We start from the raw sequence: 15,205 nt of genomic DNA, 5'->3' as shown, positions 1-15,205 counted from the left end.
CGTCGCCGCCGTCATCTCCGCCGTCGCCGCCGTCGCCGCCGTCATCGCCGCCGTCGCCGCCGTCATCTCCGCCGTCGCCGCCGCCGTCGCCGCCCTGGTCGTCACCGCCCTGGTCGCCCCCGGCTTCCTGCGCCTGAATCAGAACCCCGTCATCGTCGACATCGGCAAGAGCCGCCGGAGCCCCCATCGTCATCACACCGGAGGCGAGAATCGCGGCACCGGCCCACACGGTCGTCTTCCTGACCTTCATCGTGATCTCCTCACATATATGTGGCCATTCACGCCGCGATAGCGCCACCGGCCACATCGCTGAACAACTTCGCCATCAGGATAAGCACACATTTCCCCCATTTGGAGCAACTATTTTTTGGCGACCCCCCGGCATTTTGAATTAACGCAGGTCACCCCACAACAATGCGCACCCCCACCCTTGACGCTGCACAATTGCGACTCTTGCCGCATGCCCACCATGGCAGCACGCTGCGCCGATAGGTCACCCGCACCTCCGAGCGTCAGAAAGCCGATCACGCAAAAGGGGCCGCAATACGCTTCAGATAACTATATCTTCAAGAAAATGCAGAGCGTTCACAGGATCCGCATAAAGCCTCGGCTGAAAATTCCCCCACCCGACACGGTCCAGCAAATGCCCATTATTCTCCTATATTCACCGCAAAAGTACAGCGGCGCACAATGACCAACCAAACGCCACGGGCCCGGCATCCACATCAGATGCCGGGCCCGTGGGCGTCGTCAAGCAAACTAGCCGAGCTTCTTCGCGATCAGCTGATTGACCTGCGCGGGGTCGGCCTTGCCGCGGGTTGCCTTCATGACCTGACCCACGATCGCGCCGACGACCTTCTTGTTGCCGGCCTTGTACTTCTCCACGATGTCCGGGTTCGCGGCCAGCGCCTCGTCGACCGCAGCTTCGATGGCACCGTCGTCGCGGACGACCTCCAGGCCACGGGCCTCGACGACCTCATCGACGTCGCCCTCGCCGGCCAGCACGCCGTCGACGGCCTGGCGGGCCAGCTTGTTGGTCAGCTTGCCCTCCTTGATCAACGCGACGACGCGGGCAACCTGCGCCGGAGTGATCTCCAGCTCCGCCAGGTCCACGCCCCGCTCGTTGGCCTGCTGCGACAGGTACGCCACCCACCAGGAACGCGCCTCATCCGGGGTGGTGCCCGCCTCGACCGTGTCGACGACCAGGTCCAGCGCGCCGGCGTTGACCAGGTCGCGCATCTCCTCGTCCTTCAGGCCCCACTCCTGCTGAATGCGGGCGCGGCGGACCCACGGCAGCTCCGGCAGCGTCGCGCGGATCTCCTCGACCCACTCGCGCGGGGCGATGACCGGCGGCAGATCCGGGTCGTTGAAGTAGCGGTAGTCCTCCGCGGTCTCCTTGATGCGGCCGGCGGACGTCGACCCGTCGGTCTCCTGGTAGTGGCGGGTCTCCTGGCGGATGGACCCGCCGTCGACGAGAACCTGCGCCTGGCGCTGCATCTCGTAGCGCACCGCCTGCTCGACGGACTTCAGCGAGTTGATGTTCTTCGTCTCGGTGCGGGTGCCGAACTCCTCCTGGCCGATCGGACGCAGCGACAGGTTCGAGTCGACGCGCATGGAACCCTGATCCATGCGGGCATCCGACACGCCCAGCGCCTTGACCAGGTCACGCAGGGCCGACACGTACGCGCGGGCGACCTCCGGGGCGCGCTCGCCGGCGCCGATGATCGGCTTGGTGACGATCTCGATCAGCGGCACGCCCGCACGGTTGCAGTCGACCAGCGAACGGGTCGCGCCGTGGATGCGGCCCGACGTGCCGCCCAGGTGCGTCAGCTTGCCGGTGTCCTCCTCCATGTGGGCGCGCTCGATTTCGATGCGCCACTCGGTGCCGTCGTCGAGGACGACGTCGAGGTGGCCGTTGAACGCGATCGGCTCGTCGTACTGGGAAATCTGGTAATTCTTCGGCTGGTCCGGGTAGAAGTAGTTCTTCCGCGCGAAGCGCGACGACTCGGCGATCTCGCAGTTCAGCGCCAGGCCGATCTTGATGGCCCATTCGACGCCGGTCTTGTTCACCACCGGCAGCGCGCCCGGCAGGCCCAGGCTGCACGGGTCGACGTTGCTGTTCGGTGCGGCACCGAAGTTGGCGGAGGAAGAGGAGAACATCTTGGTGTTCGTCGCGAGCTCGACGTGCACCTCCATGCCCATCACGGGTTCGAAGCGCTCGAGGACCTCGTCGTAGTCCATCAGATCATCAGCGTAAGCGGCGGTCATGGGGGACATCGTACTAGTGGCCGGGTGGAGGCGGGCACCCCGGGGCCGGGACGGTGGACTACCCTGTTCTCGTTGCTTCACAGTCGCCGCCGATCACGCACCGGGAGTCCCGATGACCCACGCCCGCACCCAGGATGACAGCGCCAAGGACGAGCCGAATCGACCGCGCCGCAGGGGGCTGCTGGCCGGACTCGGGATCGGTGCGGCGGTGGTGGTGTCGATTGCGGTGATCGCGTCGATGTTCACGGGCACGTCGAACGAGGGTTTCGGCGCGGAGCTGCATCCGGAGGGCCTGCGGGATTCCCTTCCCGCGGAGCTCGCGGAGGGGTGGAATGCGGAGATGTGCTTCCTGCTCATGGACAATCCCCGCGGCTTGGGGTCGCCGGACGATGGCGTCCCGGCCGAGGTGCCGGCGGTGAATTGCTTGCTTGACGACGGCTCGCCGAACGGAATTTCCACCACGATGGTCACCGACGAGGGGTTCGCCGATGCGGTGAAGGATCCCGCCGGCGGGGTCGACATGATCGAGCTCGGCACCTCCCCCGATGGCGCCCATGAAGTGCATTGGCTGCAGGAGACGGGTCTGATCTACGACGTGACGGAGAATTCGGTGCTGCGTTTCGGTCCGTACGGTTCCGAGGACGAGGCCCGCGACTTCGCGTCGGCCCACGGATTGCTGTAGTTCCATGCCCGGTCCCAGCGATCATCCCCCGATTCCGCCGACGTCGCGGGCGGCGATGCCCGTGTTCCGCGATGGCGCGCATCGCCGGGTCGGTGCCGGGGCCTTCGGCGAGGGGCTTTCCGACGGCGACGCGGCACGCTACGACGACGTGCGCCCCGGGTATCCGCAGGAGGTCGTCGCCCTCGTCGGCGCCGGGGTCGGCGCAGGGACCACTGACGCAGGGACCATTGGCGCAGCGCTCGATGTTCTCGACGTCGGTGCGGGCACCGGCAAGCTCACCGCCGCGCTGGTGGCGTCCGGCCATCGGGTCACCGCCGTGGAACCCGGCGCGGAGATGCTCGCCGCCCTGGGGCGCGCCTGCCCCGACGTCGCGCGGGTGCGGGCCACGGCGGAGGCCACGGGCCTGGCGGACGGCTCGTTCGACGCGATCACCTGCGCGCAGACGTGGCATTGGGTCGACGTGCCGGCGGCGTCGGCGGAGTTCGCGCGGCTGCTGCGGCCCGGCGGGCGGGTGGTGTTGACGTGGAACACCCTCGACGTGCGGGTGCCGTGGGTGCACCGACTGACGCGCATCATGCACGCCGGCGACGTGCAGAAGCCCGGCTTCGTCCCCGACGTCGCCGCCCCGCTGCGCATCACCGACGAGCTGCGACTGGAATGGGAGCAGCTTTTGACGCCGGAGCAGATCGTCATGTTGGCCCGCACCCGGTCGTACTGGCTGCGGTCGGCGCAGCAGACGCGGGAAAAGGTCGAGGCGAACCTGCGGTGGTATCTGCATGACCACCTGGGGTTCGCCTCGGATGACGTGGTGCCGCTTCCCTACCGGTGCGACTCCTTCGTGTTGGAGGTCGCCGGGCGCGGGGGCACTTAGCCGAACAGCGCCTTGGCGGTGGCGTAGCGGCGGGGCGGCACGACCTTGAGCTCGGCGACGGCGTCGTCGATGTCGATGCGCTCGATGTGCTCGCCGCGCAGGGCGACGATCTTGCCGTAGTCGCCTTCGTGGACGGCGCGGGTGGCGTGGACGCCGTAGCGGGTGGCCAGCACGCGGTCGTAGGCGGTGGGGGTGCCGCCGCGCTGGATGTGGCCGAGGACGGTGGTGCGCACGTCGTAGCCGGTGCGTTCCTTGATTTCGTTGCCGATGACCTGGCCGATGCCGTTGAAGGTCTGGTGGCCGAACTGGTCGATGCCGCCTTCCTCGTACCGCATGGTGCCTTCCTTGGGGGTGGCGCCTTCGGCGACGACGATGATGCCGTACTTTTCGCCCATCTGGAATCGGCGTTCCATGGACTTGCAGATGACGTTGATGTCGAAGGGCTCTTCCGGGATGACGATGTAGTGCGCGCCGCCGGCCATGCCCGCGTGGAGGGCGATCCAGCCGACGTGGCGGCCCATGACCTCGACGATCATGACGCGCTCGTGGGATTCGGCGGTGGTGTGCAGGCGGTCGACGGCTTCGGTGGCCACGGCGACGGCGGTGTCGAAGCCGAAGGTGAAGTCGGTGCCGTTGACGTCGTTGTCGATGGTCTTGGGCACGCCGACGACGGGCACGCCATTGTCCGACAACCACTTGCCGGCCTTGAGGGTGCCTTCGCCGCCGATGGGGATCAGGGCGTCGATGCCCGCGTCGGAGAGGTTTTCCTTGATCCGGTCCAGGCTCGACGTGAGGATGTCGGGGTGGACGCGGCCGGTGCCGAGCATGGTGCCGCCGCGCAGCAGCATCTTGTCGATGTTCTCGTCGTCGTAGAGCTGGACCCTGCGGTCTTCCATCAGGCCGATCCAGCCGTCTTCGAAGCCGACGACGGTGGAGCCGTATTCGGAGCTGGCGGTGCGCACGATGGCGCGGATGACGGCGTTGAGACCGGGGCAGTCGCCACCGGAGGTCAGGGTCGCGATTCGCATGATCTCCACAATAGCGACGACCGGGCGTCACCGCGCTTCGGGCGGCGGGTGCCTGGTTCCCCTCCGTGTCGGTGCCCGCTTTACGACGCCCCGACGTGGGATTCGCGGGGTCGGGTGAACCCGGACACCGCGACGAATCCGATGCACAGAACCGCCGCATGCAGCAGCAGCGACCGGCCGAAGACGGCGGCCCCGGCCCCGGCCGCCTGACCGACTTCGATGAACGCCGCGGTGGCGGCCGCGCCGAAGACCGCGCCGACCTGTCGGGTGGCGTTGTAGACGCCGGAGCCCGCGCCGGCGATGCGGGTGTCCAGGCCGCGCAGGGTGATGGTGGAGTTCGGCGCCCACACGAAGGCGTTGCCCACGCCGAGGATGAGGACCACGACGGCGATGGCCGCCGTGGGCACCGAGTCGCGCAGGACGGCGAACATGGCCACGTGGCCGACGATCATCGAACCGAAGCCGATCATGGAGAGCCGGTTGGGTTTGGTGCGTTCGACCATCGACCCGACCCACGGCGCCAGCACGCCCGACAGCAGGGCCATCGGCGCCACCAGCAGCCCCGCCTGGAAAGCGGTGAGGTGTTCGTGGGTTTGCACGTACAGCATGATCGGCAGCGCGTTGGCCGCGGTGGCGAAGGCCATCGTCGCGATGGACAGCGCTCCCCGGGCGAAGTTCGGGTCGTCGAAAAGCCGAAGCGGAACGAGCGCCTCCACCCCGCGCGACGGAGCCGTGGCCTGCAGTCGCACGAAGATGACGAACAGCACCGCGGAGCCGCCCAGCAGCGCCCAGATCCACGGGGCCCAACCGGCGTGCTGGCCCTGCTGCAGGCCGAAGACGAGGCCGACCATCGCCAGCGTCGACACCACGATGCCCGGGATGTCGAAGCTGCGCGACGTCGACGGCAGATCCGGCACCCACGTGGTAACCAGCACCAACGACAGGATGCCGAAGGGAATGTTGACGAAGAAGATCCACTCCCAGCCGACGGAGCTGGTCAACGCGCCGCCGAGCAGCGGGCCGGTGAGGGTGGCCAGGCCCGCGACGGTGCCCCACCAGCCCATCGCCTTGCCGCGGCGCTCCGGCGGGAAGATGCGGGTGATGATCGCCAACGTCTGCGGCCCGATGAGAGCTGCGCCGAGCCCCTGGGCGAAGCGGGCGAGCACGAGCGATTCGATCGACGCCGCCATGCCGCACCACAGCGACGACAGCGTGAAGATGACCATGCCGACCTGGTAGACGCGCTTCTGCCCGAATTGGTCACCGAGGCGGCCGGTGACCAGCAGCGGCACCGCGTAGGCGAGCAGGTAGGCCGACGTCACCCAGATCGCGGCGGAGTATTCGGCGTCGAGCTGGTCCATGATCTGCGGCGTGGCCACCGCGACGATCGACTGATCCAAGAGGTTCATGAAGAACCCGACGCAGAGCGCGAACAACGCGAGATACGCCTGCTTGGGCGGCAGATGATGCTGCGCCGGCATCGACTCATCCCGCATGTGACCGCCTTTCGCGTCCGTGCCCCGTGCGTCCATCGCAGTGATGCTACGCGACGGCTACTCCCCCGTTGCCGCCGCCGGCTCCCACCAACCTTCTTCGCCGCGAGACGGCGCCTCCAGGACCCGGCGAACGTCGTCCGCGGGACGATCGTCGATCTCATGGCCGGACGGACCGGCCGACTTTCGCCCGCGCGTGCGGTAGGCGGCCTCGACGATGAGCCGATTGGGGCGACGGGTTCGGCGGGCGCAGACGACGAAACCGCCGCCCCGGGAAGGGACGGCGGTCATCGTCACCCGCGGGGCGACCCCGCGCGGGCGACCAGATCTGACGAGAAGATCAGGCCACCGGGCCGCGGACCTTCTCGTAGGCGGCGCCGACCTTGTACAGGCGGTCGTCGCCGTGCCGCGGCGCCATGATCTGCAGGCCCACCGGCAGGCCGGTGTCCGGGGCCAGGCCCGACGGCACGGACATGCCGCACATGCCGGCCAGGTTCAGCGGCAGGGTGCACAGGTCGAACATGTACATGCTCAGCGGGTCATCGACCTTCTCGCCCAGCTTGAACGCGGTGGTCGGGGTGGTCGGCGAGATCAGGACGTCGACCTCCTCGAAGGCGCGCTCGAAGTCCTGCTGGATCAGGGTGCGCACGCGCTGCGCCTGGACGTAGTAGGCGTCGTAGTAGCCGACGGACAGGGCGTAGGTGCCGATGATGATGCGGCGCTTGACCTCGTCACCGAAACCGGCGGCGCGGGTCATGGCCATGACCTCGTCGGCGGAGCGGGTGCCGTCGTCGCCGACGCGCTGGCCGTAGCGCATGCCGTCGAAGCGGGCCAGGTTGGAGCTGACCTCGCACGGCAGAATCAGGTAGTAGGCGCTCAGGGCGTGGTCGAAGTTCGGGCAGTCGACCTCGACGACCTCCGCGCCGGCCCCCTTCAGCTTCTCGACGGCCTCGTGGAAGCTGTCCAGCACGCCCGCCTGGTAACCCTCGGTGCGGTCGAACTGCTTGACGACGCCGACCTTCATGCCCGTCAGGTCGCCGCTGGCGCCCTCCCTGGCGGCGGAGACGACGTCGGCGATGGGCTGATCGGTGGAGGTGGAGTCGCGCTCGTCGTGGCCGGCGATGACCGCGTGGAGCAGAGCGGTGTCCAGCACGGTGCGGGCGGTCGGACCACCCTGGTCGAGCGAGGACGCGCAGGCGACGAGACCATGGCGGGAGACGGTGCCGTAGGTCGGCTTCACGCCGACGGTCGCGGTCAGCGCGGCGGGCTGGCGGATAGAACCACCGGTGTCGGTGCCGATGGCCAGCGGAGCCATGGCCGAGGCCAGCGCGGCGGAGGAACCGCCGCCCGAGCCGCCGGCGGTGCGCTCGACGTCCCAGGGGTTGTGGGTCGGGCCGTACGCGGAGTTCTCCGTCGACGAACCCATGGCGAACTCGTCCATGTTCGTCTTGCCCAGGATCGGGATGCCCGCGGCGCGGAGCTTCTCGGTGACCGTGGCGTCGTAGGGGCTCATGTAGCCCTCGAGCATCTTCGACGCACACGTCGTCGGGGCGTCGACGGTGGTGAAGACGTCCTTCAGCGCCAGCGGCACGCCCGCCAGCGGCGACGCCGGGGCCTCGCCCGCGTCGAGGGACTCGTCGACGGCCTTCGCGGCGGCCAGGGCCTCCTCGGCGCCGATGTGCAGGAAGGCGTGGATGTCCCCGTCGACGGCGGCGATGCGGTCGAGGAACGCCTGGGTGACCTCCACCGAGGTCAGCTCGCGGGCGTGGATCTTCTCGGCCAGCTCCGCGGCGGTCAGACCCAGGATCGGGTCGTCGGCGACGGCGGTGAACAGGTTGGCGTTGGCGGCGTTGTCGGCCATGATCACTCCTCCTCGCCCAGGATCTGCGGAACCTCGAAACGCTCGTCCTCGACGGAGGGCGCCTGGTCCAGGGCCAGCTCGGCGGTCAGCGTGGGCTTGACCACGTCCTCGCGCATGACGCCCGACAGCGACGACGGGTGGCTCATGGGCTCGACGTCCGCGGCGGCGACCTCCTGGACGTCCTGGACGTGGTTGATGATGCCGTCGATCTGACCGGCGAACTCGTCGAGCTCGGCGTCGGTCAGAGCCAGGCGGGACAGTCGTGCGAGGTGGGCGACCTCGTCGCGCGAGATTGCGGGCACGCGTGACCCCTTTCGTTGTCTCCGGGTTTTCCCCGAACAGGTTAGCCGCTGCGGCGGATTCGTCGCCGTGCGGGGTCGACACGGGGTCGTCGCGTGGTTGGCGCGGCGCCGTTACTGCACCGTCGCGGCACTCGACCCGACGTTTCAGCAGTGGTGCAACTCACATTCCCGTGGCGGGTGACGGCCATGTACCCTTGTGATCCGTCTTGACCATACCGGCCGGCGTCACCCGGGATCGCCCCTGGTGGCGGCCGCCACGAAAGGTTCCCGTAACCCATGTCCTATCTCTTGCGAGTGCAAATCCCCGACGCCCCGGGCTCTTTGGGCCTGCTGGCGGCGGCGCTCGGCGACACGGGCGGGGACATCCGTTCCGTCGACGTGGTGGAGCACGGCGCCGACGGGACGGTCGTGGACGACATCGTGGTGGAGTTGCCCGGCGGCAGCCTGCCGGACACCCTCATCAGCGCGGCGCAGTCACTCGACGGAGTCGAAGTCGATTCGATTCGCCCGTTTTCCGGGTCGGTCGACCGCCGCGGCCAGATCGCGATGCTCGCCGATCTGTCGCGGCACCGCAATCAGCCGCAGCGTGCGCTGGGCGAGCTCGTCGACGGCCTGCCCCGCACCATGACCGCCGGCTGGGCGCTGGTGCTCGGCCACTCCTCCGGTGGCACCCGCCGCGTGGTGGCGTCCATGGCCGCCCCCGCCGATGACGGTCGCACGCTGTCCGAGCCGCCGGTGGATTCCCCGCGCCGCCTCGACGTAGACAACGAGCAGTGGATTCCCCCGTCGTGGACGCTCATGGAGTCCTCCCTCGCCGCCGCACCCATGGGCAAGGGCTGGACGCTGGTCATCGGCCGCCCCGGCGGCCCGGACTTCCTCCCGTCGGAGGTCGCCCACCTCGGCCGCATCGGCGACATCGTCGGCGCGATCCTGGACTAGAGTCGCCACGCCGGAACCGCCGCGCCCGAGCCACGGGCATGGGGCGCACGACACAAAAGGCGACCAAGTTTTCGTTTTTCACCCACAACCACCCTCGACGCGAATACCATCCCCCGCAAAACCATGTGCCCGTCATCGGCGGGTGCCGCAAGCCAAGGGGAAGGTCGTCGACGCATGCAGGACAGCCCGGTCATCGCCATCGGATTGCCGGTGGCCCTCGCGGTCATCATGGTGGGCATCGGGCTGAGCCTGACGCTCGCCGACTTCCGGGAACAGGCCCGCACGCCGCGGGCCACCATCATCGGCACGCTCGGCCAAGTGTTCCTGGTGCCCGCCATCGGCATCGCGGTGGCGCTGGTCATGGACCTTCCGCCGATCATGGCGCTGGGCCTCGTCCTCGTCGCCGCCTGCCCCGGCGGATCGACGTCGAACCTGGTCACCTACCTGGCGCGCGGCAACGTCGCCCTGTCGATCATCCTCACCGTCGTCGCGTCGCTGGTGATCATCGTCACCCTGCCCGGCTGGCTCGACGTCGCGGGCCGCATTCTCCCCGGCGCCACCGAACTCTCCGTCTCGGTGCCGCTGGGCCAGACCTTCGGCCTGCTCATCGGCATCATCCTCATCCCCGTGGCCATCGGCATGGTCATCCGCGCCAAGAAGCCGGAACTCGCCGCCAAGCTCGAGCGCGGCATGTCCGTTTTCGGCGCGCTGGTCCTGCTGCTGGCCATCGGCGCCGTCGCCGTCGACCTCGGCGGGGAGATCATCGACATGACCATCGTCACCGGCCCGGCCGTGCTCGTGTTCAACATCGCCGTCATTCTCGTCGGCGGCGCACTGGCGTGGATCGCCCGCGTCGACCGCGCCTCCCAGCTGGCGCTGGCCGTCGAATACGGCATCAAGAACTCCACCCTCGGACTCGTCATCGCGCTGACCGTCGTCCGCGACGAGGAATTCGCCGTGCCCGCCGCCGTCTACTCCATCGTCATGTACGTCACCGCAATCGCCGTCATCGCCATCGGACGCCGGATGATCGCCACGTCGGCGTCGCAAAGCAACCCCGACCGGAACGCTCGGCGCGAGACCGACCGCATTGCGGGGTAATGTCGGAGTCCGCCTGCGTCCACCGACGCCCGCCCACCCCCGCAATCGGAGATCCAAAGCCCCATGACGAATTTCACTGATCGCCTCGCCTCCCACGTGCGCGCCGAATCCGGCCGCACGCCCGAAGCCTCCTCCGAGATGGAATTCTGGTCCGGCATGTCCCGCGTCGTCGTCGACCACCTCGCCGACGATTGGGAAGCCACCACCCGCGCCTACGCCGCCACCCGGCAGCAGCACTACTTCTCGGCAGAATTCCTTATGGGCCGCGCCCTGCTGAACAACCTGCTCAACCTCGGCCTGGTCGACGAAGCCGAAGAGGCGGTCGCCGCCTACGGCAAGAACCTCACCGACATCCTCGAAGCCGAGCACGACGCCGCGCTGGGCAACGGCGGCCTCGGCCGACTCGCCGCCTGCTTCCTCGACTCCTGCGCCACCCAGGACCTGCCGGCCACCGGCTACGGCATCCTCTACCGCTACGGCCTGTTCAAGCAGACCTTCGAAGACGGCTTCCAGGACGAACACCCCGACCCGTGGATGGAAGAGGGCTACCCCTTCGTCGTCCGCCGCGAGGACGAGTCCCGCATCGTGCGATTCGACGACCTCACCGTCCGCGCCGTCCCCCACGACATGCCGATCACCGGCTACGGCACCGACAACGTCGGCACCCTGCGCCTGTGGAACTCCGAGCCGATGCGCGAGTTCGACTACGACGCCTTCAACTCCCAGCGCTTCACCGACGCCATCGTCGAGCGCGAACGCGTCCACGACCTGTGCCGCGTGCTCTACCCCAACGACTCCACCTACGAGGGCAAGGTGCTGCGCGTCCGCCAGCAGTACTTCTTCGTCTCCGCCTCCCTCCAGGCGATGATCGACTCCCACCTGGACAACCACGGCTCCCTCGACTCCTTCGCCGAGTACAACTGCGTCCAGCTCAACGACACCCACCCGGTGCTCGCCATCCCCGAACTGATGCGACTGCTTCTCGACGAGCACGGCCTCGGCTGGGACAAGGCCTGGGACATCACCTCCAAGACCTTCGCCTACACCAACCACACCGTGCTGGCCGAGGCCCTGGAGACCTGGGAATTCTCCATCTTCGAGCGCCTGTTCCGCCGCGTGCTCGAGATCATCCAGGAAATCGACCGCCGTTTCCGCCTCGACCTCGCCGAGCGCGGCATCGACCACGGCACCATCGACTACATGGCGCCGATCTCCAACGGCTTCATCCACATGGCCTGGATCGCCTGCTACACCGCGTACTCCATCAACGGCGTCGCGGCGCTGCACACCGAGATCATCAAGCGCGAAACCCTCGGCGTGTGGCACGACATCTGGCCGGAGAAGTTCAACAACAAGACCAACGGCGTCACCCCGCGCCGCTGGCTCAACCAGTGCAACCCGCGCCTGCCGCAGCTGCTGACCCGCCTGTCGGGATCCGACGACTGGGTCACCGACCTGGACAAGCTCGCCGAGCTGGAGAAGTTCGCCGACGACGAGGACGTCCTGCGCGAGGTCATGGCCATCAAGCACGGCAACAAGGAAGACTTCGCCGCGTGGATCAAGGCCCGCCAGGGCGTCGAGATCTCGCCCGACGCGATCTTCGACTCGCAGATCAAGCGCCTCCACGAGTACAAGCGCCAGCTGCTCAACGCCCTGTACATCCTGGACCTGTACTACCGCATCAAGGACGACCCGGAGTGGGACGTCGTGCCGCGCGTGGCCATCTTCGGCGCGAAGGCGGCCCCGGGCTACGTCCGGGCGAAGGCGATCATCAAGTTCATCAACTCCATCGCGGACCTGGTGAACAACGACCCGGAGATCGGCGACAAACTCAAGGTCGTGTTCGTCGAGAACTACAACGTCTCCCCCGCCGAGCACATCATCCCGGCCACCGACATCTCCGAGCAGATCTCCACGGCCGGCAAGGAGGCCTCGGGCACGGGCAACATGAAGTTCATGATGAACGGCGCCCTGACCCTGGGCACCCTCGACGGCGCCAACGTCGAGATCGTCGAGGCCGTCGGCGACGACAACGCCTACATCTTCGGCGCGAAGGAAGAGGAGCTGCCGGAGCTTCGCAAGACCTACGACCCGCGCGCGGTCTACGAGTCGGTGCCGGGCCTGAAGCGGGCGCTGGACTCCCTGATCGACGGCACGTTCTCCGACGGCGGATCGGGCATGTTCCACGACCTGCACCACTCGCTGCTCAACTCCCCCGGCTACGAGCCGGCCGACGTGTACTACGTCCTGGGCGATTTCACCGACTACCGCGAGACCCGCGACCGCATGGCCGAGGACTACCGCGACGAGCTGAAGTGGGCGCGCATGTGCTTCCTGAACATCATCCGTTCGGGTCGCTTCTCCTCCGACCGCACCATCCGCGACTACGCCGACGAGGTGTGGAAGATCAAGGCCACCCCGATCAAGTAGTTCGGATCACATGTAGTTCGGATCGACTGGTCCAGACGAAAGCCGGGCCCCGCATCTGCGCGGGGCCCGGCTTTTCGCGTCTTGACGTCACTCGGCGGAGTCGGCCGAGCGGATCGCCGCCGCGCCGTCGGCAAGCAAGCGGTGGAAACCCGCCTCGTCGAGGATCGGCACGCCCAGCTCCTCGGCCTTCGTGGCCTTCGAACCCGCGTTGTCGCCGACGACGACCACCGAAGTCTTCTTCGACACCGACCCCGCCGCCTTGCCGCCGCGGACGAGGATGGCCTCCTTGGCGCTGTCACGGGTGAAATCCTCCAGCGACCCCGTCACCACGACGGTCAGCCCCTCGAGCACCTGCTCGGGACGATCGGACACCTCGTCGACCATCCGCACGCCGGCGGCCTCCCACTTCTCCACGACCTCGCGGTGCCAGTCGACCGCGAACCACGCGATGACCGAATCGGCGATGATCCCGCCGACGCCGTCGGTGTCCGCCAACTCCTCGCGCGACGCGGCGCGGATTGCGTCCATCGACCCGAACCGCTGCGCCAGGGCGCGGGCGGCGGTCGGGCCGACGTGACGGATGGACAGGCTCACCAGCACCCGCCACAGCTCGCGGGACTTCGCGGCCTCGATGAAGTCGAGCAGCTTCCGGCCGTTGGCGTTGAGGGGGCCCCGCGGTATGCCGTCGTCGCCTGGTTTTTTCTTGGCGGCGGTGGTGTAGACCTCGGTGCGGGCGAGGTCGTCGGCGGTGAGGTCGAAGAGGTCGCCCTCGTCGGAAAGCACGCCGCGGTGAATGAGGTCGGCCGCGCCGCGCTCGCCCAGGTGCTCGATGTCGAAGCCGCCACGTGACGCCAGGAACTCGACGCGCCGCCGCAGCTGCCCCGGGCAGTACCGGGTGTTCGGGCAGCGCCAGTCGGCGTCGTCCTCCTTCGCCGGCGCCAGGCGGGTGCCGCATTCGGGGCACAGCGTCGGGTAGATGAACTCCCGCTCGGTGCCGTCGCGCACGTCGACGACCGGCCCGAGCACCTCCGGGATGACGTCGCCGGCCTTGCGGATGGTCACCCGGTCGCCGATGAGCACTCCCTTGCGCGTGACCTCGGTGGGATTGTGCAGGGTGGCCATCTCGACGGTCGAACCGGCCACCGTCACCGGGCGCATCACGGCGTACGGGGTGGCGCGGCCCGTGCGGCCGATGGACACGCGGATGTCCAGCAGCTCGGTGGTGACCTCCTCCGGCGGGTACTTGAACGCGATCGCCCACCGCGGCGCCCGCGACGTCGCACCCAGCGCGCGCTGTTCGGCCAGCGCATCGACCTTCACCACCAGGCCGTCCATCTCATGCTCGGCGTCGTGTCGGTGTTCGCCCCAGTACAGGACGCGCTTGACGACGTCTTCCGGGTCCTCCACCTTCTCCGTGTACGGCGACACGTGGAGGCCCCAGGCCGCCAGCGCCAGGTACGCGTCGTGCTGGGTCTCCGGCCGCCACCCCTCGACGTGGCCGATGCCGTGGCAGATCATCGCCAGCGGACGCTTGGCCGTCTCCGCCGGGTCCTTCTGCCGCAGCGAACCGGCCGCGGCGTTGCGGGGATTGGCGAAGGTGCGCTGACCCGCCGCCGCACGGTCGGCGTTGAGCCCGTCGAACTCGCCGACGGGGATGTAGACCTCACCGCGGACCTCGAGCACGTCGGGAATCGGGTACTCGTCGGAAAGCTCGAGTTCATGCGGGATGTCGGCGATGGTGCGGGCGTTGGCGGTGACGTTCTCGCCGACGCGGCCGTCGCCCCGCGTCGCCGCCCGGACCAGGCGGCCGTTTTCGTAGATCAGGTCGATGGACAGGCCGTCGATCTTGAGTTCCGTCAGATAGGCCGATGCCGGGGTGCGGGCCAGCCAGTCCCGCAGCTCGGCCTCGTCGAAGACGTTGTCCAGGCTGTACAAGCGCTGGAGGTGCTCGACCGGCTCGAAGGCCACCCCGTCGGCGGGCGCGTCGACGCGGGCGCCGACCTGCTGGGTGGGGCTGTCCGGCACGGCGAGCTCCGGATGCTCCGCCTCCATTTCCTGCAGCCGGCGAAACAGCGCGTCGTATTCGGCGTCGGAGATGACCGGCTGGCCGGTGTAGTACTTCGCCGAATGGTCGCGGATCTCTGCCGCCAACTCCTCCCACGCCCGCCGCACCTCGGGGCCGGCGGCCTCGGGGGCGGGGGCGTCGGACAGTGGATCGCGCGCGCTGTCG

At 68.5% G+C, this 15,205-nt stretch carries 13 protein-coding genes; 5 read left to right on the top strand and 8 right to left on the bottom strand.

Annotated features, from left to right (window positions below):
- Together HMPREF3121_RS09785 and gatB are read right to left on the bottom strand one after the other, a co-directional pair.
- On the bottom strand, positions 1-250 hold a 250-nt coding region (locus HMPREF3121_RS09785), incomplete at its 3' end, for a hypothetical protein (protein ID WP_210387272.1).
- A gap of 509 nt (positions 251-759) precedes the next feature.
- Positions 760-2,268, bottom strand: a complete 1,509-nt coding sequence (gene gatB, locus HMPREF3121_RS09780) for an Asp-tRNA(Asn)/Glu-tRNA(Gln) amidotransferase subunit GatB (protein WP_070522862.1) — start codon at positions 2,266-2,268, stop codon at positions 760-762.
- Positions 2,269-2,380: 112 nt separating this feature from the next.
- Between gatB and HMPREF3121_RS09775 the strand changes: the two genes are divergently transcribed.
- Together HMPREF3121_RS09775 and HMPREF3121_RS09770 are read left to right on the top strand one after the other, a co-directional pair.
- Positions 2,381-2,950, top strand: coding sequence for a hypothetical protein (locus tag HMPREF3121_RS09775; RefSeq protein WP_070522859.1), 570 nt, complete (start codon positions 2,381-2,383; stop codon positions 2,948-2,950).
- Positions 2,951-2,954: 4 nt separating this feature from the next.
- On the top strand, positions 2,955-3,821 hold the full coding sequence (locus HMPREF3121_RS09770; protein ID WP_070522856.1) for a class I SAM-dependent methyltransferase: 867 nt from the start codon (positions 2,955-2,957) through the stop codon (positions 3,819-3,821).
- Here the strand turns inward: HMPREF3121_RS09770 and HMPREF3121_RS09765 are convergent.
- The 5 genes from HMPREF3121_RS09765 to gatC form a co-directional block, all read right to left on the bottom strand.
- Entirely contained in the window at positions 3,818-4,849 is a 1,032-nt protein-coding gene (locus HMPREF3121_RS09765; RefSeq protein ID WP_035123519.1) for an ATP-dependent 6-phosphofructokinase, read from the bottom strand. The genes HMPREF3121_RS09770 and HMPREF3121_RS09765 overlap by 4 nt on opposite strands.
- Before the next feature lie 80 nt (positions 4,850-4,929).
- Positions 4,930-6,345 carry a DHA2 family efflux MFS transporter permease subunit gene (locus tag HMPREF3121_RS09760; protein WP_083291593.1) on the bottom strand — a complete coding sequence of 472 codons (1,416 nt, stop codon included), beginning with the start codon at positions 6,343-6,345 and terminating at the stop codon, positions 4,930-4,932.
- A 57-nt stretch (positions 6,346-6,402) separates the two neighbouring features.
- Positions 6,403-6,633, bottom strand: coding sequence for a hypothetical protein (locus HMPREF3121_RS09755; RefSeq protein ID WP_070522851.1), 231 nt, complete (start codon positions 6,631-6,633; stop codon positions 6,403-6,405).
- Between the two features lie 49 nt (positions 6,634-6,682).
- Positions 6,683-8,203, bottom strand: a complete 1,521-nt coding sequence (gene gatA / locus HMPREF3121_RS09750; protein ID WP_141743057.1) for an Asp-tRNA(Asn)/Glu-tRNA(Gln) amidotransferase subunit GatA — start codon at positions 8,201-8,203, stop codon at positions 6,683-6,685.
- A 2-nt stretch (positions 8,204-8,205) separates the two neighbouring features.
- Entirely contained in the window at positions 8,206-8,505 is a 300-nt protein-coding gene (gene gatC, locus HMPREF3121_RS09745; RefSeq protein WP_070522850.1) for an Asp-tRNA(Asn)/Glu-tRNA(Gln) amidotransferase subunit GatC, read from the bottom strand.
- Between the two features lie 276 nt (positions 8,506-8,781).
- On the opposite strand from gatC, the gene HMPREF3121_RS09740 reads away from it, so the two are divergent.
- The 3 genes from HMPREF3121_RS09740 (at position 8,782) to HMPREF3121_RS09730 (ending at position 12,975) form a co-directional block, all read left to right on the top strand.
- Entirely contained in the window at positions 8,782-9,444 is a 663-nt protein-coding gene (locus tag HMPREF3121_RS09740) for an ACT domain-containing protein (protein WP_070522848.1), read from the top strand.
- Between the two features lie 174 nt (positions 9,445-9,618).
- Positions 9,619-10,545: a bile acid:sodium symporter family protein gene (locus tag HMPREF3121_RS09735; RefSeq protein WP_070522845.1), complete on the top strand. Its 927-nt coding sequence runs from the start codon at positions 9,619-9,621 to the stop codon at positions 10,543-10,545.
- Positions 10,546-10,608: 63 nt separating this feature from the next.
- Entirely contained in the window at positions 10,609-12,975 is a 2,367-nt protein-coding gene (locus HMPREF3121_RS09730) for a glycogen/starch/alpha-glucan phosphorylase (RefSeq protein ID WP_070522842.1), read from the top strand.
- An 87-nt stretch (positions 12,976-13,062) separates the two neighbouring features.
- Here the strand turns inward: HMPREF3121_RS09730 and ligA are convergent, their stop codons facing one another.
- Positions 13,063-15,186: an NAD-dependent DNA ligase LigA gene (gene ligA / locus HMPREF3121_RS09725; protein WP_070522901.1), complete on the bottom strand. Its 2,124-nt coding sequence runs from the start codon at positions 15,184-15,186 to the stop codon at positions 13,063-13,065.
- Positions 15,187-15,205: the final 19 nt, after the last annotated feature.

Origin of the sequence: Corynebacterium sp. HMSC11E11, assembly GCF_001807025.1 — a bacterium.
In the GTDB taxonomy this organism is placed as follows: Bacteria; Actinomycetota; Actinomycetes; order Mycobacteriales; family Mycobacteriaceae; genus Corynebacterium; species Corynebacterium freneyi.
The sequence above is the reverse complement of the archived record's forward strand: the minus strand, read 5'-3'. Positions and strand labels throughout refer to the sequence as shown.